Annotated in this window: 15 protein-coding genes; 5 read left to right on the forward strand and 10 right to left on the reverse strand. The window is 62.9% G+C overall.

From position 1 onward, the window contains the following. Window positions 1-151 precede the first annotated feature (151 nt). Genes FHS47_RS02360 through FHS47_RS02370 form a run of 3 tightly spaced genes read left to right on the forward strand, consistent with a single transcriptional unit; the run spans window position 152 to window position 2,903 of the window. Window positions 152-1,009, forward strand: a complete 858-nt coding sequence (locus FHS47_RS02360; protein ID WP_167022433.1) for a glycosyltransferase family 2 protein — start codon at window positions 152-154, stop codon at window positions 1,007-1,009. Beyond that, entirely contained in the window at window positions 1,006-2,160 is a 1,155-nt protein-coding gene (locus FHS47_RS02365) for a glycosyltransferase family 4 protein (RefSeq protein WP_343203510.1), read from the forward strand. Before FHS47_RS02360 ends, FHS47_RS02365 begins: the two co-directional genes overlap by 4 nt. Further along, window positions 2,160-2,903 (forward strand): class I SAM-dependent methyltransferase, encoded by a 744-nt coding sequence (locus tag FHS47_RS02370; protein WP_167022439.1) that lies wholly within the window; start codon window positions 2,160-2,162, stop codon window positions 2,901-2,903. Before FHS47_RS02365 ends, FHS47_RS02370 begins: the two co-directional genes overlap by 1 nt. On the opposite strand, the gene FHS47_RS02375 is transcribed toward FHS47_RS02370, so the two are convergent. From FHS47_RS02375 to FHS47_RS02420, 10 genes are all read right to left on the reverse strand, one after another. Continuing rightward, window positions 2,855-3,799 (reverse strand): glycosyltransferase, encoded by a 945-nt coding sequence (locus FHS47_RS02375; RefSeq protein WP_167022442.1) that lies wholly within the window; start codon window positions 3,797-3,799, stop codon window positions 2,855-2,857. The genes FHS47_RS02370 and FHS47_RS02375 overlap by 49 nt on opposite strands. Next, window positions 3,796-5,025 carry a CDP-glycerol glycerophosphotransferase family protein gene (locus FHS47_RS02380; RefSeq protein WP_167022445.1) on the reverse strand — a complete coding sequence of 410 codons (1,230 nt, stop codon included), beginning with the start codon at window positions 5,023-5,025 and terminating at the stop codon, window positions 3,796-3,798. Before FHS47_RS02380 ends, FHS47_RS02375 begins: the two co-directional genes overlap by 4 nt. Next, the gene (locus FHS47_RS02385) at window positions 5,022-5,756 is read right to left on the reverse strand and encodes an FkbM family methyltransferase (RefSeq protein ID WP_167022448.1); all 735 of its coding nucleotides are present in this window, start codon (window positions 5,754-5,756) and stop codon (window positions 5,022-5,024) included. The genes FHS47_RS02380 and FHS47_RS02385 overlap by 4 nt, the downstream gene beginning before the upstream one ends. Beyond that, the gene (gene ispD / locus FHS47_RS02390) at window positions 5,753-7,126 is read right to left on the reverse strand and encodes a 2-C-methyl-D-erythritol 4-phosphate cytidylyltransferase (protein ID WP_167022451.1); all 1,374 of its coding nucleotides are present in this window, start codon (window positions 7,124-7,126) and stop codon (window positions 5,753-5,755) included. The genes FHS47_RS02385 and ispD overlap by 4 nt, the downstream gene beginning before the upstream one ends. Next, a complete protein-coding gene (locus tag FHS47_RS02395; protein ID WP_167022454.1) occupies window positions 7,123-8,409 on the reverse strand; it encodes an oligosaccharide flippase family protein in 1,287 nt (428 codons plus the stop codon). Before FHS47_RS02395 ends, ispD begins: the two co-directional genes overlap by 4 nt. After that, a complete protein-coding gene (locus tag FHS47_RS02400; RefSeq protein ID WP_208381749.1) occupies window positions 8,406-10,331 on the reverse strand; it encodes a hypothetical protein in 1,926 nt (641 codons plus the stop codon). The genes FHS47_RS02395 and FHS47_RS02400 overlap by 4 nt, the downstream gene beginning before the upstream one ends. Continuing rightward, a complete protein-coding gene (locus FHS47_RS02405) occupies window positions 10,328-12,148 on the reverse strand; it encodes a tetratricopeptide repeat protein (protein WP_167022457.1) in 1,821 nt (606 codons plus the stop codon). Before FHS47_RS02405 ends, FHS47_RS02400 begins: the two co-directional genes overlap by 4 nt. Window positions 12,149-12,368: 220 nt before the next feature. Then, the gene (locus FHS47_RS19665; RefSeq protein ID WP_167022460.1) at window positions 12,369-12,836 is read right to left on the reverse strand and encodes a pilin; all 468 of its coding nucleotides are present in this window, start codon (window positions 12,834-12,836) and stop codon (window positions 12,369-12,371) included. A 301-nt stretch (window positions 12,837-13,137) separates the two neighbouring features. Continuing rightward, window positions 13,138-13,575 (reverse strand): pilin, encoded by a 438-nt coding sequence (locus FHS47_RS02415; protein WP_167022463.1) that lies wholly within the window; start codon window positions 13,573-13,575, stop codon window positions 13,138-13,140. Then, window positions 13,572-15,086 carry a hypothetical protein gene (locus FHS47_RS02420; RefSeq protein WP_167022466.1) on the reverse strand — a complete coding sequence of 505 codons (1,515 nt, stop codon included), beginning with the start codon at window positions 15,084-15,086 and terminating at the stop codon, window positions 13,572-13,574. The genes FHS47_RS02415 and FHS47_RS02420 overlap by 4 nt, the downstream gene beginning before the upstream one ends. Before the next feature lie 52 nt (window positions 15,087-15,138). Here FHS47_RS02420 and FHS47_RS02425 point away from each other — a divergent pair, with 52 nt between their 5' ends. Together FHS47_RS02425 and FHS47_RS02430 are read left to right on the forward strand one after the other, a co-directional pair. After that, window positions 15,139-17,229 carry a S9 family peptidase gene (locus tag FHS47_RS02425; RefSeq protein WP_167022469.1) on the forward strand — a complete coding sequence of 697 codons (2,091 nt, stop codon included), beginning with the start codon at window positions 15,139-15,141 and terminating at the stop codon, window positions 17,227-17,229. 606 nt (window positions 17,230-17,835) lie between these two features. Then, complete coding sequence (locus FHS47_RS02430) at window positions 17,836-18,309, forward strand: hypothetical protein (protein WP_167022472.1); 474 nt, start codon at window positions 17,836-17,838, stop codon at window positions 18,307-18,309. Window positions 18,310-18,374 lie beyond the last annotated feature (65 nt).

Genomic DNA, 18,374 nt, shown 5'->3' on the forward strand with positions numbered 1-18,374 from the left:
GATACGCGCCTGAATCTACTCTAGATTATAGGATTGGTCACGCTAGGCGGTGTGATGGGGCGAGGGGGCCGATGGGCTCGCGGTCCGCGGTGCCCTTCTCGTTTCCCGACGCCGATATCCCTTATGATTCAACGACCATGGGGGAGATATCTTGAGCCGTATAAGCATCATCCTGCCCGCCAAGAACGAGGCGGCAGCCCTGAAAGATCTTCTGCCCCGATTGACTGCTGCCCAGCCTGGGGCGGAGATCATCGTGGTTGATGATGGGTCGACGGACGATACCAGGGCCGTGTGCGCAAGCAATGGCGTCGCCTGCCTCTCGGCTCCCTATTCCATGGGTAACGGTGCCGCGATCAAGCGTGGCGCCCGGGCGGCGGCGGGGGACATCCTCGTGTTCATGGATGGGGACGGGCAGCACGATCCGGCCGATATCGCGCGCCTGCTGGCGCGCCTGGACGAGGGCTATGACATGGTTGTCGGCGCGCGCTCGTGGGAAAGTCAGGCGGGTGTCGGGCGTGGCCTTGCGAACACGCTCTACAACTGGCTGGCCAGCCGGATGACAGGGCAGGTCGTGGCAGACCTTACGTCAGGATTCCGCGTGGCGCGCGCCACCCGATTCCGCGAATTCATCCATCTTCTGCCGAACGGCTTCTCCTACCCCACGACGAGTACGATGGCGTTCTTTCGCAGCGCCTACGGCGTGGCCTACGAGCCGATCAAGGCGGCGGAGCGAGTCGGCAAAAGCCACATCAGGCCGATCCGGGACGGGCTTCGCTTCCTTCTGATCATCTTCAAGATTGCTACGCTGTACTCTCCTCTCAAACTGTTCGTGCCGGTGAGCGCCGCGTTCTTCTTGCTCGGCTGCGCCAACTACGCATTCACGTTCCTCACCCATGCCCGCCTGACCAACGGCAGCACGTTGATGTGGAGTGCCGCCGTGATCGTTTTCCTCATCGGTCTGGTCTCCGAGCAGATCACCGCGTTGACGTACCGCCCCACCGACTCGTGAGCGCGGCGCGGCCCACGCTAATTCTGATCACCCGGAACCTGCCGCCGTTGCGTGGGGGCATGGAGCGCCTGAACCTGCACATGGCAATGGGTCTGGCCGATCGTTTCCATGTATTGGTACTGGGACCGCGGGGTGCTCGGGCGGCACTGCCCGCGACCATCGAGGTTCGCGACTGCGGCGGCGGAACCCTCATGTCCTTTCTTGTCGCGGCGTGCGCCCAGGCTCTGCTCGCGGCACGGCGGTCGCCGCCGGCCTGGGTGGTCGCCGGTAGCGGCCTGACGGCGCCGCTCGCATGGCTGGCGTCCCGTGCGTCCCGCGCGCGTGCCGCCGTTTACGTGCACGGCCTCGACATCGTCGTCCGGCATCCGGTTTACCGCACCCTCTGGCTTCCCTTCATTCGCCGCATGGACCTATGTATCGCGAACAGCGCAAACACGGCCCGGCTCGCACGCGAAGTGGGGGTTCCGGCTGATCGCATAGTGGTGATCCATCCGGGGGTGACACTCCCAGAACACATGCCGTCGGCTGATGCGGGCGCCGCCTTTCGCCACAAGCACGCACTGGAAGGACGGCGCGTGCTGTTGTCCGTTGGCCGCATGACCGAACGGAAGGGCTTGCGGGAGTTCGTCCGCGGCGCCTTGCCCGCGATTCTGCGTGCGCATCCCAATACCTTGTTGGTGATCGTCGGCGACGAAGCGCCCGACGCACTTGCCGGCGCGGCACCAGGCGCCTGGTGCCGACTGCTCGATGAGGCCAGGGACGCTGGCCTGGGGGAAGCGCTCGTGCACCTGGGGCCCATCGACGACGAGCACCTGGCCATCGCGTACGCAAGCAGCGACGTTCATGTGTTTCCCGTCAGGGATCTGCCCGGCGACGTGGAGGGATTCGGCATGGTCGCCGTGGAAGCGGCGGCGCACGGGTTGCCCACCGTGGCGTTCGCGGTCGGCGGCGTGCCAGACGCGGTGTCCGACGGCGTCACGGGGTATCTCGTCGACGCCAACGACTACGACGCATTCGCTCGCCGGGTGATCCGGATCCTGGACGGCGAGAGGAGCCGGCCCGACGTGCTGGTCGAGCGTGCTCGCTCTTTCGCCTGGTCGGAGTTCGATCGCCGCATGCACCACGCACTGGCGAGCGACGGGAAGCTATGATGCCGGAACGCCAGGGCCACGTCGTTTCCGATCTCGCATCGCGACGCCTGAAGGGGCTGAAGATCGAACGCTTGCTGGGCCTCGTTCCAGGGGCGCGCCGTCGGTTACTGGAAATCGGATGCGGCTCTGGCGGTATTTCGCATTACTTCGCCACGCATCCGCAACTGGACCTGGACGTGGACGCTGTCGACGTGACGGACAGCAGAGGAATCACGGACGGATATCGCTTCCATCAAGTCGACGGTACGGCTCTTCCTTTTCTCGACGGCGAATTCGATATCGTGCTCAGCAACCACGTCATCGAACACGTGGGCGAGCGTTCCGAGCAGATGCATCACCTGCGTGAGATCTGGCGCGTACTGCGACAAGACGGTACGTGCTACCTCGCCGTACCCAATCGTTGGATGTTGGTGGAGCCCCACTATCGCCTAGCCTTTCTCAGCTGGCTGCCGATATCCATGCGCACGGCATACCTGCGACTGTCCGGCAAAGGAACATTCTACGACTGCCTTCCGCTATCGATGGGGGAGCTGGAAGACATGCTGGACGAAGCCGGATTCGCATACCGCAACGTCTGCGTGGACGCCCTGGGCGAGACGCTGTCCATCGAACGTCCCGGCGGTGTGCGGAAGTTGCTTAGGCGTGTCCCGCGCAAGGTGTGGGAACGGCTGCGTCCCGCCATTCCAACGTTGATCTACGTCCTTCGTAAGGATAGTCCGCCGTTGACGGTACCGCACAGGTAACAGGCGGCCACTACCGCGCGAACCAGTGCGAGGCGCCATGCGAGCGGTATCCACGGGCTGTTCAGGCGTTTGTCGAGCATCGCGATCGCGGCCTTGGCCAAGCGGGTCGATAAAGGCTCGATCGATCGGAGCCATGGGCGGCATCGCGCGTCGAGCTTCCCGTAACCAATCAGGCGATAGGCCTCGGGATGCTTTTCCTGGAAGCGTATTGCAGGTGCGCCGCCGGCTTCCGCCATCTTCTCGCAGACCTTGCGAAGCTCCAGCGCGTCGCGATGGACGACCCGGGCGCAATGCGCCCACTGGAAAGCATGTCCACTGTTTGCCATGCGCAGGAACAGATCCCTGTCCTCGAATCCGTAACCCTGGTAACCCTCGTCGAATCCACCCGTGTCGATGAACAGCTTCCGGGTAGTCATGACGTTCTGCGAGGACCCGCCGATGGCGATCCCCTGCGCTTCCGACGCACGCACCCTGCGCCGGGTCGCCCCCGCCTGGTACGCATGCCAGAAGCCGTCGTCGGCACCGTCGACGAGGCCCATCGACACGTTTGCTCCGCTTTCCAGCACGGCAAGGTGCGCCTCGAGGAATCCGGGATCGGATGGAACGCAGTCGCTGTCGAGGAAAAGCAGGTATCCGTCCTGCGCATGCGCGGCTCCGTGGTTTCTCGCCGCGCTTCGACCGGCGTTCCGTTCCAGAGTCAGTACATCGACGGTCGGAAGGCCCAGGCGACTGACGAGTGCGCCGCTTCCGTCGCCCGACGCGTCGTCGACCACGATTATCTTCAGCCGGTAGTCCGGGGGCAGGCGGCAGGCGTGCAGCGCTTCGACCACGGCAGCCGTGAGGACGCCGCTACGAAACATGGGAATCACGACAGTGATGGCGGCCGCGGTGTTCATGCTCGATGCCCGCCTGGCTGTCGCAAGTGGCGAAGCACGGCGTCCACTGCGTCCGCGGGGTCATGGTCGTCGAAAGCGATCGCACGAAGGCGGGCTCGCTCGTCGCGGTATCCATCGTGTCGCAACTGCTCGTCGAGGTTACGGAGCAAGTCGTCCCATGTGGTCGACCGGGCCCCGGGGGTCATATCCGTCAGTTCGAACTGGATGTCCCGATGCGCCACATAACGCTCAAGGTCGGGCATGTGGAAAAGAATGGGACGATCCGCCATCAGGAAATCCATGTAGATGGAGGAATAATCAGTGACCAGCGCGTCGACCAGCCTAAGCAGCGGGTATACGTCCAGACGAGGCGCATAGACGGCGGCAATCTCGCTGTCGATCGACACATGGGTGCGGTCTAGCGGGTGCATCTTGACGATGAGTCGGACGCCCCGCGCACGGCAGAATGTCTCCAGCACCTCTCGCTCGCCTGTCGACATGGGCAGCGAGTCGCTGCCGTCGTCGCGGAAGGTGGGGGCCACGAGCACCAGCTTCAGTCCACGCTGCGACCATGACGCCGCGCGGGCAAGCGTATCGACGTCGGTGCCGATCGATACCAGCGTCGTATGCGCGATCGGCTGACGGCCGAAGGTGTTTCGTGGGTAGTTCGCGGCCAGCAAGCCGTCGCTGAGGAAAGCCCGCTCGAAGAGTTCGCGCGCGTAGAAACGCGAGGTGGCGAGCACGGCGTCATAGCGGTATAGCCGCCCCGCCAGTTGGTAGAGCACGCATCGCAGCCGGAACAGCGCCGGGTTCGGTTGCTCCATGCGCCAGCGATCGAGTTCGATGCGCTTGAAGCCGACCCCATGCCACAGCTGGACGACCCGGGCATCGGCCAATAGTCCGTAGCGCCCACGCTGGCTCCACTCCGTGGTATCGACCACGGCTGCGCCCGCACGCAGCAGAAACCATGCCGCGCCGAGGCTCGGATAGCGAACCACCTGGGCGCCGGCCCGCTGCAGGGCCTTGGCGACGTTGGCGTGCGAGGTGACATAGACGACGCGCCACGTCGGGTCCGACTGCGCCCCGATGAAGAAATACTTGCAGTTGTCGACGAAGTGCCCGTCGCCGCGCCCCAGAACGGCGATCCAGTCCGTCCGCCTGGGAATGAGCAAACGCAGCGGCAGGAACAGCAACCAGATCAATGCCCCGGCCGCGGCACGCGCGACCACGCCGGTCGCGCCCTTCATGGTTCGCGCCGTACCAGCAGCCCGTCCATCTGCAACAGGCGCCCGCTGCCGGCGTCGAGGAATCCGGCTTCCACGCCCGCGAGGTCGAAACCGAGTTCGGCCAGGCGCAGTAGCATGGGAAGGTACGTTGTCTGTCCCTTGTACAGCGGCGCCAGCGAAAGTTCGAGCTGAATGCATGCCACGCGGTGCAATGTTTCCGTGGCACCAGCCAGTACGCGATCCTCCAGGCCCTGCACATCGATCTTCAGCCAGATGCGACGAGCATCCGTGGCAATCGCCGTCATGGCTTGGTCCAGCGTGGTCAGGACAATCTCTTCGCTGGCGATATATTCCGATGCTGGCGCAACTGCGCTGTGCAGGCGCTCCATGTCCAGGACGGAACTGCTGATGGAATTCTTCGCGATATGCAACTGAGTGGTGCCGGACCTATCGGAGACACCCGCAGGAACCACCTTCCAGTTCCCGTCGGCGGTCGCGGCTGGCTCCAGCTCGCTGAGCGCCGAGCGCATGGGTTCGAACGATACGATGGGGCCGTGGTAACCCAGCCTGCGCATCTCCCGCGCGTATTGCCCTACGTTGGCACCGACATCGAGAAGCAGATCCGCGTCGAGCGAGGCCAGCAGCTTGCGGCGACGCTCGAGTTCAAAGCCATTCTTTCCTTTCAGGCGAAAGTAGCCTTTCCGTTCGAGCAGGCGTTTCAACGCGTCGTCGACGAAACGAGGGAAAATCATGCGGGCTCCTTACGCACGTCGAGCACTTCGCCCGTCACGTCACTTGTGGCAAGCGCCAGCGTGGCCTCGGCCACGACGACCGCGTCGAGGAGCTGCGCCGTGGGCTCCACGCCGAAATTCTCGCTGCGCATCGGCGTGGCAGTACGTTCCGGGTTGACCACGTTGATGCGGACGCCGGCACCAGCGAATTCCTGCGCCAGTCCCTGTGCGAGATTGACCACGGCGGCTTTCGTCGCCGAATAGACGCTTGTGCGGGCCCTGCCACGCGTATAGGAGCTGGAAGTGAAGAGAATGAGCGAACCGCGCCGGTCGGCAAGGTACGGAAAAGATTCCTTGGCGACAACGATCGCACCGACGAGATTGGCTGAAACCTGTTCCTCGATCTTCTCGTAGGAACTGCCTTCGAGCAGGCCTTGTCGCAGGACGCCCGCCGCATTCACCACCATGTCAATGGCGCCCGTGTCTCCGGCAGCAAGCTGCAGCGCCCGCCGTACGTCGGCCGGGCGGGCGATGTTCACCCCATCCCTGGTCGAAAAGGCATGGACGGCCGCGCCGCGGCTGCGGGCAAGCTCGACCACGGCTTCGCCGATGCCGCGATGGCCTCCGAACACGACGACCGTTTTTCCCGAGAGGCTTGTGTCGTGTGGTGTCTCGGCGCGTGCGCGCGAGCGCAGTTGGAACAGGCGGTCGGCAAGGTAGATGTCCGACGGGTAGGTAATCTTGATGTTGTTTACATCGCCATCGACGATGGCCACCGAGGCGAGCCCATAGTTCACCACCAGGCCACAGTCATCCGTGACCTTCACCGACGCATCGCCGGCAGCGCGGCGGTGAGCCTCGCGCAGCAAGCCGGCACGGAACGCCTGCGGGGTTTGCCCAAGGCGGAGCGTGGAACGGTCGGGTATATGCGCGATGGTTCCCTCTGGGGTGCGTTCAATGATGGTGTCGGCCGAGGGGATGGCGGTATCCACGGCGTCGTAGGTGTCCAGCGCATCGAGGCAACGCTGAATCGTGGCCGAGTCGAGCAGCGGGCGAACGATGTCGTGGACGAGCACCTTGGCGTCGTCGTCGCGCACGGCCGCTATCCCTGCCGCAGAACTCTCGCGGCGGGTGGCGCCGCCGAGCACGATTTCCCTGACCTTGGCGTAGCGCCCGCGTACCACCAGTTCCTCGGCGACGAGCCGGCTGTCGGTGTTGACCACGAGAATGATGTCATCGATTTGCTCGTGTGCCTCGAACACGTCAAGTGTGTGCTCGAAAACAGTTTTGCCCGCCACTTTCAGGAATTGCTTCGGGATATCGAGTCGAGCGCGTTCGCCGGTGCCCGACGCGAGCAGGATGGCGATGCGGGGTGGGGTGGCAGTCGTCATCGGGACGTGGTCTCGGTGGGCTCGGTTGGAACGGTAGGTCGAAGGAAGACGGCAAGCCACAGTAGCGTGGCGGTCACTGCCAGCGCACCTTGCAGCATGACGGCCGCGCCGAGTATTCCGTAACGGGGAATCAAGGTTGTGGCCAGTCCATACAATACGGCAAGCCCGGAGACTTGTGCTGCCATGCGGAGTGCACGCCGGTCGCTGGTGACGAGCACATTCGCGCCGGTGGCGGTCAGGCCCATCAGTAACGGCGCGAGACAAAGCATTTGCGCGGCGTGAGCGGCATTGGCGAAGGTCGGGCCGAGCAACCAGGGCAGCAGCGCGGCACCCGCCAGCATGCCGACGGCCCCTACCGATCCGAATGCCAATGAGGCTATGAGCAGGCCTGTTACCAACCGGCCGTCGTTAAGCCGCCCCCTGGCGCGGAAGAGTCGCGGCAGGGCGGCCATGGCCAGCGCCGACACCGGGATCGACAACACCGAGACCAGGCGAAAAGCCACGGTGTACCATCCTGCAACCTCGGCGCCTGCCAACCTCAGCACCAGCGACTTATCGAGGGACACCATCGCCGTATCGATGACTCGCATCAACGAGTAGCTCGCGCTCTCGACGGTTTCGCCGCGAGTTGGGAGCCGACGATCCGCGGCTGGCGGGCGTAGCTGGTGACGCATGAAGCACCATGCCGTGGCCGATGCAGCGCATGCGACCGCAGCGTGGTAAGGGGCGTACGCAAGTAGAGAATCCCCTTCTCCAAACAGGAAGTAGAGTGCGACCGCGAGCAGATTTCCCAACGGCACGATGGTGTACATCACGCCCGCCATGCCGGGCCGCTCATGCGCCTGGTATGCGTAACTGGAAAGGATGGTTGCAGGAAACGCCACAATTTCAGCAACGCCGATGCAGGCGACTGCCAAGGCCGACACCGCATGACCGAGCAACGTGTTCGCGATGGCGGTGAACAACAGCCATAGCCCCAATCCGCTCAGCAGCGTAGCCATGCCTGCGTGGCGCAGCGAGCTGCCGAATCGCGCGCGCTCACGCGATACTTCCTGGAGCAAGGTGAGGCCGAAGCCGAGCCCGGTGAACGCACCCAAGGCGGACGCGAGGCCCGCGTACCCCGCGAATATGCCGTAGCTCGCCGCCCCCAGCAGGCGGGCGATGAGTACCATCCACAGCGCCTGCAGGCCAACCCGCCCAAATTGCCAGAACGTGAGGAGGAAAGCGCCGGTGCGCAGCGCCGGTTGCGGCGAGGTCGGTTCGGTGGCTGGCGCTCTGGTCACGGTTTCCGAGCGCTCACAAGTGATTTCTTCAACTTGCCGATGTCCGTGCTGAGCGAACCGCCGATATTGAGATCTTCCAGACGCTGTATCTGTACCTCTGCATCCTGCAACTGGCCGAGTTGGATGGCAATGCGCGTGCGGGTGATGATGTAGGCAGGTTCTGCCGGCGCCGCCGCCGTGGCGTCCTCGATTGTGCGGTACGCCAGGTCGAGGTCGCCGAGCTCGCCCCATGCGTAGTCGGAATACATAGCAAGGAGACGGGCCGTAGGGTTCGGATGCGACAGCGCAACGCTGAATGCCTCCACCATCCTGTCTTTCGGAAGATCGCAGAGATCCTGGATCGCGCAGGTACTCAGCGCGCCCAGGCTGCTTTCGTCCTGGACACTTGGGCGGCGGACCTTGAGCTTGCGCACTATGCTTTCCCACCACGAGTCCTTCAGCGGGACATGCATGCGCGCGTTGAGGAAAATGAGAGCCTGTTCGGGAAGGATCGACGAACCTGGAAGTTCCATCGCACGTTCCAGCGGCGCGTAGGCCAGGCGCGTAAAGGGTGAATGCGGATCGTAATGCGAAAGGATGATGTACGTGCGGCCGAGTTCATATTGCGCGCGCGGCGAATCGGGTGCCCGCTCTGCCAGCTCTCTTGCGAGCCCGAGTGGACTTCCCCAGGCGCTCGCCGTCATGGCTGTCTGCAGAGCCCAGTACGCAACCAGCGCGCCTAGCGCCGTCCTGCGGGCGAGCACGAGCCGTGAGGTGCCGCCGCTCGCCGCGAGGGACGGGATCAGTGCCAACATCAGCCCATAGCTGGAGAAATAATTGCGGTGTTCGTAGATCAGTTCCAGCGGAACGACTGTGGCCGTGAGCACATGGCAGGCGAAGAACAACCCGAGGCCCAGCGCCATTAGCGGTCGCTTATTGCGAAGGACGACGGTCAGTGCCAGGAGCGAGGCGATGGCAGCTGCGCCCAGTAGCGTTGTCGGGGGGCTTAGCCACCCGCGGGAGATGACGAAATCGTCGTGATAGAACGACAGGTCGCTGGCACGGGGAAAAATGGTCCACACCACGTAGTCGATCACGATCCGGCATTCACTCAGGAGCCGTGTGCCGAGCGTGAAATCACGGCTGGCCCATGCCCTCGGATTCGACAACTTGATGGCCATCCATGCCGAACCGAGGACAAATGGAACGGCCAGCACCACGATAAACAGGTTGCGTACGCGCCTATCGAAAACGGGCTGACCGTCGAGTGCCCGGCTATCGCCCTTGAGCAAAGCCCACTCGATCAGTAGCGCGTATAACGGCACCAGCACAGCGGTTTCTTTTGCCAGCAGCCCGATGGCCGGCAAGATCGTGATGGCGGCAGCGGCTATCGCCAGGTCGCTCCAGCTGTTCCTGCGCATGGCGGTTCGCGCCTTCACGTAACCGATCAGGGCCAGGAAGACGAAGAGGTTTGCCAGGCTCTCCATTCGCTGCACAACGTAAAGTACGGAGGTCACGTTGATGGGAAGCAACAGCCAGGCCGTGGTGACCAACGCGGCCACAACACCATCGTTGGACGGAGCCGGGTCCCGCGCTCGCGAGTGCGCCGCTGACAGCAATAATCGTGTGAGAAAGAAGCAGGCGAGCCCGTTCAGCAGGTGGATGACGATGTTCGTCACCTTCATCGGTGCAGCATCGACGCCGGTAGCCAGGATGTTCGCCGCAAAGGTAAGGGAAGCAAGGGGGCGCTTGAATTCGCTGGAGGGCGACGACAGCGACGCACGCACCAGTGATCCCACGGTTACGGATTTAGGGTGCAGTCCGGTGTTGTCGACGATATTCGGATAGTCGTCGAAGATAAATCCGCCGTTCGTGCCGGGTATGTAGACCGCCAACGTCAAGAGCAGTCCCGCCGCGAGAATGATGTACGGAATCCACTTCACGGGCGTCGGCCCTGGCGCGCCGCTGCGTCGGTTGCCAGGGTCTGTCTGAGCGCGGCCATCTCGTTCCGCCAGTACCCCTGCCGAGCCAGGATCGTTTCGTGTAGCCACTTCATGCCTTCGCCAGGCCGCGCGGCCGGAGCCTGCAGCGTATCGTAGTGATCCAGGTGCCTCTGCCCCTCAGCAGGATGGCCGCTTCGCCCCAGCGCGGCGGCCTGTTCGAGCGCCACGCCTGGCGAAACCTGGAGGTCCAGGGCCGCATTGAACCATGACAGGGCAGCCGCCGGGTCGTCGCGAGCCAATGCGATCTCGCCGCGAAGGTGCGCGATATCCTGCATACGGCCGGGGATGGCAGCGACGACGGGATTCGCAGCGGTTGCTTCGAGCAGGCGTTCGATCCCGTCGAGACCAAGGCCGGTGCACGGCCTTGCGACGATCTTCCCCTCAATCCAATAGGTGAGGAGGGCGCCTGGATCGTGCTTCGCATGGCGCAGCGCGTGCGCGGCAGCCTCGTAAGTTGCTTCGGTCAGCATGTGTCGGCGGCATGCGATATCGATCGCGGTGAAGGCGATCTGCGGCTCCAGTGGGAATCGTTCCAGGGCTGTTCCCAAGCGAGCCGCTGCCGCCGCGTGTTCGCCTGCCTCGTCCTCCAACTGCGTGGCGTAGGCCTGTGCGCGGGCCGAGCCGGGCGCTTCCTCCGCCCACACCCGGGCCCGGGCGAGTGGCTCTCTCCACAACGACACTGTTTGCGATGTGAGGATCGCTTCACCGAGGAGAAGGGCTGCACCGAGTACCAATGCCCCCGCCCGGTGTGAGCGACCCGCGAGCCACGCTCCTATGGGCCAGAACAGCAGCATTGCCGGCAGATAATTGCGATGTTCGAAGTAGAGTTCCAGCGCCAGTGAGCTGGACTCCAGCAGGTGACCGGCGAAGAAGAACAGCAGAGCCGCCACCGGAATGGGAAATCGCCGCCGCCACCGCCACGCCAGGGCGCAGGCGGCAGCACACGCGATGCATGTAGGCAGGGTGTACCAGGGGTGGAAAAGGTCGGTGGCCGCCTGATACTGGTCGTGGAAAAGGCTGCCGTAGTGCGAGTCCGCCAGGAAAAGTAGCTTAAGGTAGTCGAGCAGGATGGCCGGCTCGGTGATGACACGCTGGACAATCGTGAACGATCGCGCCGTGGCCGGACCATGTCCGATCGACTTCAGTAGTACCCAGAGCACCCCTGCCACGACCGCGACGGCGAGTGGCATGGCCAGCGCGTTCCGCCACCGGACATAGCGCCGCGCCTCATATCGCGCCACGTCGCCGATCGGCAGGGTGGCGTCTATGATCAACGCGAGCAGGGGAAGGAGGATGCCGTTCGGCTTGGAAAGCGCGGCGAGGAGCGTGCAGAGACCGAAGGCGGCCAGGAGAAAGAGCGGCCCCGAGCGCTCGCCCGCCAGCATACGCCGGCGCCCCGACAGCCAAAGGTGCAGGCCGGCTAGCACGAAGCAGGTTGGCAACATCGCTTCGCGTTGCACGATGTACAGCACGGTGGAAACGAAGAGCGGATGCAGCAGCCAGGCACTTGCGCCGAACACGGCGGCCCATCGGGAGCGTTCGGTCTGCAGGCCATGGAGCCGCCCCAGGTGGTTCAGCAGCGCGAACAGCAGCGCTCCGTTAAGAAGGTGCAGAAGCAGATTCGTGCGCTTGAATGGGTAGGGGGCGGCAGGCCAGTAGTTGGCGTCGAGCAGGAAGCTCAGGAGAGAAAGAGGCCTGCCCGTAGGATCGGCCCGCCCCGCCGTCAGGTATCGAACAAGCGTGGTGCCGTTGTCCACGCGACCGAATTCGCCGAGCACGGGGAGGTTCGCCGCGTCGTCGAAAAAGTAGCCGGTAGCAAGGCCAGGTCGGTACACGGCCGCGCACGCGAGCAGCGCCAGGGCGACGCAGAGTATCGGGAAAACCAGGGGACGCAGTCGGGACGGCAAAGTAGGGGTTCCGGAAAAGAAAAGGGCCGTCGAAACGGCCCTTTTCCAACCTTGCGAGGCTAGCTGCGAATTACTGCGCGCGGCAAGCGGTCGGGAGGTACGCTTCGGGAACGTTGGTCTTGGTGGCGCCCTGTGCCGTGGAACGGCAGTTCCAGGTGATCGTACCGCCGAGGTCCACGGGGGACAGCGAAACGTTCTTGCCGTCGATCTTGTCGTTCGCTTCCTGCGGAGACGTCTTCGAGAAGTTAGCCGTGATCACGCCGTTCGCAACGACAGTGCTGCTGACGTACTTGCCGGCGGTCGACGCAGCAAGGGTCGGAAGTCCGGCGGAGGCACCCGTCTTCGGGAAGTGGCCCTTGTTGTTATAGAACTCCGAAACGGCAGTCTTGGCGCCGTCTGCGAGGTTCATGCCTTCGGAAACCTGCGTGCGGATGAGGTAGTTCTGGTACTGCGGGATGGCAATGGCAGCCAGGATCGCAATGATGGCGACGACGATCATCAGTTCGATGAGCGTGAAGCCCTTCTGGACGTTCTTCATGGAGTTTCCTCGTTACGTGTGATCTAACCGAAAAAGTGATGCCCCCTGAGCCCTAGCACGTCGGCCTGTTTGCAGGCCGACAGCTCCCTCACTTGCTTTGGTCAGGAACCGACCAGGAAGCTCGCCGCAAAGCGTGCACTGAACATGCCATTGCGTTCGCGACCGACATATTCCCTCATATTTGCCGGTGACGGGATTGTGCATCCGGTCACGCTTGCGAGCAACAGGAAAATTTCGAGGATTCAGTGCATTGCGCCGAAACATGGATGTGACGCAAAAGGTCAGAAGTTGACGTGGCACGTCAGGTCTTGCGGCATGCACTGGGCATGTATTTGCTGTCCACCGTGCCACGGCAGGCCCAGCTGATGCTGCCGCCATTGGCCACAGGAGAAAGAAGGAGGGTCTGGTTCTTTAGCTTATCGTTCGTATCGGCATGGTCGAAACTGACGGTCACCAATCCCCCGGTGGAAACGCTCAGGGCCGATACGTACTTTCCGGAGATCGACGAGGCGCGCGGAAGCCCTGCGGACTCGTTCGAGCGAGGGAATTCGCCCTTATTGGTCATGAATTCCCAGATGGCGGTCTTCGCACCCGACGCGATCGTGAATCCTTCCGATGCCTGGGCGCGGATCACGTAGGCCTGGTATTGGGGGATGGCGATAGATGCGAGGATGGCAATGATCGCGACCACGATCATCAGCTCGATCAAAGTGAATCCGCTGGAATTCCGGCGAGTCATGGTGTGTCCCCTGTGGATGGCGAGGTTTCAGCAGGTTTCGTACCAAGGTCGGTTTGTGAGCCTTCGGGGAGCTTCGAAACGTGATTCAAATCACGGGCCGTCCGTTGCTTGCGGAGTCGGCTGGCCAGCCAGAACACTCCGCCGCTGGCCAGAAGGATCTCGATGCCGCGGAATGGGATCGAATAGCGAGGCTCCGACTGGAGGATGCTATAGATGAGGGTCACGTATAACGCCAGCACGGCACAGGCGAGTCCTACGATTTGGCGGCGCTGCAAAAGCGCACTGACCGCGCCAACCAGGGCCAGTAACATCAGCAGCGGATTGACCAGGAAGCAGGCCGCTTCCATCGGAGCCCATGGCCCGCCCTTTTCGAACGGGGAGGAGCGCGTCGCATAGACGTAGATATCCCCCTGGCCGATGCGGATATCCCATTCCCAAAGGAGCTTTGGCTTACCCAGGTACCAGCGCAAATAAGGCAGGGGTAGCTCACTCATGCGATGCCTCATGAGCGCCAGGCCGGCAAGTGGGTCCTTCTGTAGAAGGTCCATCTCATACTGCATGCCCCGGAGCTGGTCCATGCTCTCCGGGTCGCCCTCGGTCGCCGCGAGTTGGTAGGCCACGTGATAGGTTGGCCAGGACCCTTGAACGAGGTTGGTGATCGCTCGACTCGTTGCACTCGTGGAGGGCGGGAGTGTCAGCGACCGCAGGCCCCAGGCCATCGGTAACACGAGCGAAGCGAGCGCGAACGCAATCGCTAGCTTCCGTGCTGCGAGCTTCCGCCACCATAGGATGACGGCAAGCAACGCCCCGAAGGGAATCAGCACGGCGTTCGTCATCGCCGCGAGGCCGAAGGCCAGGCCGGTGAGCAGGTGGCGGCCAAGCGAAGGCCGATGCACGCTGGAACTCAGCACCAGCAGTGCGCTTGCGCAGAGAAAGCCCACCAGTGTTTCGGAGAGTAGGTACGCCGTGATGGAGATGCTGTGAGGCCAGATCGCCATGAGGACAGCGGCCGCGGCAAGACCGGCCGTGGGTAGCCAGCGGCGTGCCGCGAGTATGAGGAAAGAGACGGTAAGGGCTCCAAGGAACGCCTGCACCAGTAGCATGGCTCCATAAAACGCCGGGAAGCTGCCGGTTGCGGTCAGCACCGCTGCCATCAGGAGCGGATAGCCCGGATCGCGGAAACTGTTCGGTACTGCTATGGCCGTGGCCGGCGACGCGCTGGAGTACACGCCGCGATGAACCATATTCCACGCGTAACGATAATACTGCACTGCGTCGCCGCGGATATTTTCCTGATTGACGTCCTGGAGCACCTGGGCGTGCGTGACGAAATACCAGCGAAGCAACAGGGCGAGCACGCCTCCGAGCACGGCGATGAGGATGCCGGCGCGGTTCCGCCGCGCGTTCTCGGCATGATCGGTGTGCATCTTGGCCCCCAGTGGTTTGGTAACTCGTCGAGTCTGGTCGACAAGGATACGCGATGGGCTCGAGGTAACAATGCGAACTTGCATGCGCTTGTCCACCCCCGTACCGTGCCCACCAAGCACACCCAAGGGAGCCCCCATGAAACCTCTGTTCGCCGCGCTAGCCCTGGCCCTAGCCTCCGGCCCCGTCCTGGCCGCCGACGCCGACAACGCCGCCCCGCACCCGTTCTCCATCCGCGACCTGGTGATGATGGACCGCGTGAGCGACCCGCAGCTGTCGCCTGACGGGCGCTATGCGCTGTTCTCGGTTCGGGCCACCGATTACGCGGCGAACAAGGGTGTGAGTTCCATCTATATGGTGGACCTCAACAAGCCGCCCCAGCCCGTGATGGTGGTGGAGAAGGGGGCCTCCCCGCGCTGGGCTCCGGATGGGAAATCGATCTATTACACGGCGCCGCAGGACGGCACAGCCCAGGTGTGGCATCGCGCCTTCGACGCAGACGGCACGGGCAAGGGGCTCTCGCTGAGCGCCCGGGCCGGCGAGCCGGTGACGAACGCACCGTTGGACGTCAATGCGTTCAAGCTCTCACCGGACGGCTCGAAGCTTCTCCTGAGCTACGACGTGTTCACCGACTGCCCGGACCTGGCCTGCACTAAGGAGCGCCTGGACGGACGGGAGAAGGACAAGTCCACCGGCACCGTCTACGACAAGCTCTTCGTCCGCCACTGGGACACCTGGGCGGACGGGCGGCGCTCGCAGCTGTACATCGCCGACGCAAGCGCTCCGTCGCAGCCGGTGCTTCTCAGCCGCGACATCGATGGCGACGTGCCGAGCAAGCCCTTCGGCGGTGACGACGAGTTCGCTTTCTCGCCCGACGGCAAGACCGTCTATTTCGATGTGCGCATCGCCGGCAAGGCCGAGCCTTGGTCGACTAACTTCGACATCTACAGCGTGCCGGCTGACGGCTCGGCGGCTCCGGCGAATCTCACCGCCGAAAACCTGGCCTGGGACGCGAACCCGCTCGTGTCGCCCGACGGCAAGACCCTCTACTACACAGCCATGAAGGAACCGGGGTCCGAGGCTGACCGCTTCGGCATCATGGCCCTTGACCTGGCTTCCGGCGGCAAGCGGGAGGTGGCTCCCACGTGGGACCGTTCCTCCGGAGCGTTGCAGATTTCGCCCGACGGCAAGACCCTCTACACCACGACCGACGACAACGGTCAGCACCCGCTTTTCGCCATCGATACGGCAACCGGCAAGGCCACCATCCTGGTGACCGATGGCTCGGTGTCGGCGTTCTCGGCACAGGGCAAGAAGATCCTGCTGAGCCGCGACGACCTGAAGCGGCCGGCCGACCTCTACACCGCCGACCTCAACGGCAAGGGTCTCAAGCAGGTGACCCATTTCAACGCCAAGCGGATCAAGGGCGCGCAGACCGGCGACTTCGAGTTCTTCACCTTCAAGGGCTGGAACAACGAGACCGTGCAGGGCTACGTGGTGAAGCCGGTGGGCTTCAAGCGCGGCAAGTCCTACCCGGTTGCCTTCATCATCCACGGCGGCCCGCAGGGCGCGATGACCAACAGCTGGAGCTACCGCTGGAACGCCCAGACGTACGCGGGCCAGGGTTTCGCGGTAGTCACGATCAACTTCCACGGCTCCACCGGCTACGGCCAGGCCTTCACCGAATCCATCTCCGGCGATTGGGGCGGCAAACCGCTGGAAGACCTGAAGGCCGGCTGGAACGCAGCACTGTCGAAGTACAAGTTCCTCGACGGTGATCGTGCCTGCGCGCTCGGCGCCAGTTACGGCGGCTACATGGTCTACTGGATGGCCGGCAACTGGAACCAGCCGTGGAAGTGCTTCGTCGACCACGACGGCGTGTTCGACGCACGCGCTATGTATTACGAGACCGAAGAGCTGTGGTTCGAGGAAAAGGAAAACGGCGGCACGCAGTTCGACCACCCGGAGAACTACGAGCGCTTCAATCCGGTCAACCATGTAAAGGACTGGCGCGTGCCGATGCTCATCGTGCACAGCGGTAAGGACTTCCGCATTCCCGACACGCAGGGCCTTGGCGCCTTCACTGCGCTACAGCGTCGTGGTATTCCCAGCAAGCTCCTGCACTTCCCCGACGAAAACCATTGGGTGCTCAAGCCGCAGAACAGTGTGCAGTGGCATGAGACAGTGAATGCGTGGTTGAAAGAGTGGACGGAGCCGCAGGCGAAGTAGGCTTTAGAGGAGGGCGGCGGCCGGCGGCCGCCCTTTCTCGGGGCAAGCCTCATGCGGCCTTTCGCTAGCCGATGAGGAATACGGGGCGAGCTACACGCTTCGACGAGATACCTCTAATGCTCGACCATGGTACTTGAGAACCTGGCCTCGCAACTGCCTCTGCACCTAGACAAATAACCATGCTGACGTTGCCGCGATTTTGGATCTATCTCTTTTGGTCAGTCGGGGTGTTGTGTCTGGCGGCACAGACAGCTCTCAGATTCCGTCTGGTCCATATCCTCTCAACAAGATATCCGGCCTTATACCTGCAGTTAAGGTCGCCGCCATTTTTTGCTTCGTTGATGCCCTCGAGCCGCCCGGAGCTAATATCGGCTCTTGCGGCGATGCCGATAACGACCTTGACGAGTTCTGAGTGGCATATAGTCAGGGCAATCAGGATTATTGGTGTCGTCGGCCAATTGCTTACCTTAGGCGTTATTGCAAGTGCAGTCTTGAGTATTCGCTAGCTGCTATATCGCTTTGGGGCTGAGAGCGGGGTGAATATCGTTGCCCTTCATCGTGGTATGGCCAATCCAATCGTTCTTCGCCACCACCAAGAGGTAGATCTTGAGGCGCTACATTGTCAAGACTGTGCTTCTAATGGGGCTGGGGGCGTCGAGCGGATGCTCGCAAGGAGGGGCGCAACTTGATGCGTTGTTGCCAGCCGCCGCGACGAGCATCACCCATACTCAACATTCCGAGGCGGGCGACGGGGTTGCATTTAACCTGGAGACGCCCCCCTTTTCCTATGAATACATAGAGGGACTCAGGAGCAAGCTACGTAGCTCAGGCTACACGCTGTGTGAGAAATCGGCGATAAAGAACTGGGAGCGTAAGCCATCCGATGCTCAACCTCATGGAGAAGAGGGCTTCTGGATGGTGGATCTGTATGAAGCTAAGCACTACACAAGTTTCCTCATCGTTCGTGTTTTGGCGACGCCGACAGATAGAGGTACGTGGAGACAGCACTTTTTTCTCGCGGTACAGGAAGTCCCAGAAGGGCGTCAGGATATGAAATCCATCGGTAAATTCTGTGACTGAGTTCAGGGGCTCCTTGTTCGTAGCGGGGCGTCACCAGCCGCCTGGTCACTCGTCTACAGTGCATA

The sequence above is a fragment of the Luteibacter sp. SG786 genome (assembly GCF_011759605.1).
Taxonomy (GTDB): domain Bacteria; phylum Pseudomonadota; class Gammaproteobacteria; order Xanthomonadales; family Rhodanobacteraceae; genus Luteibacter.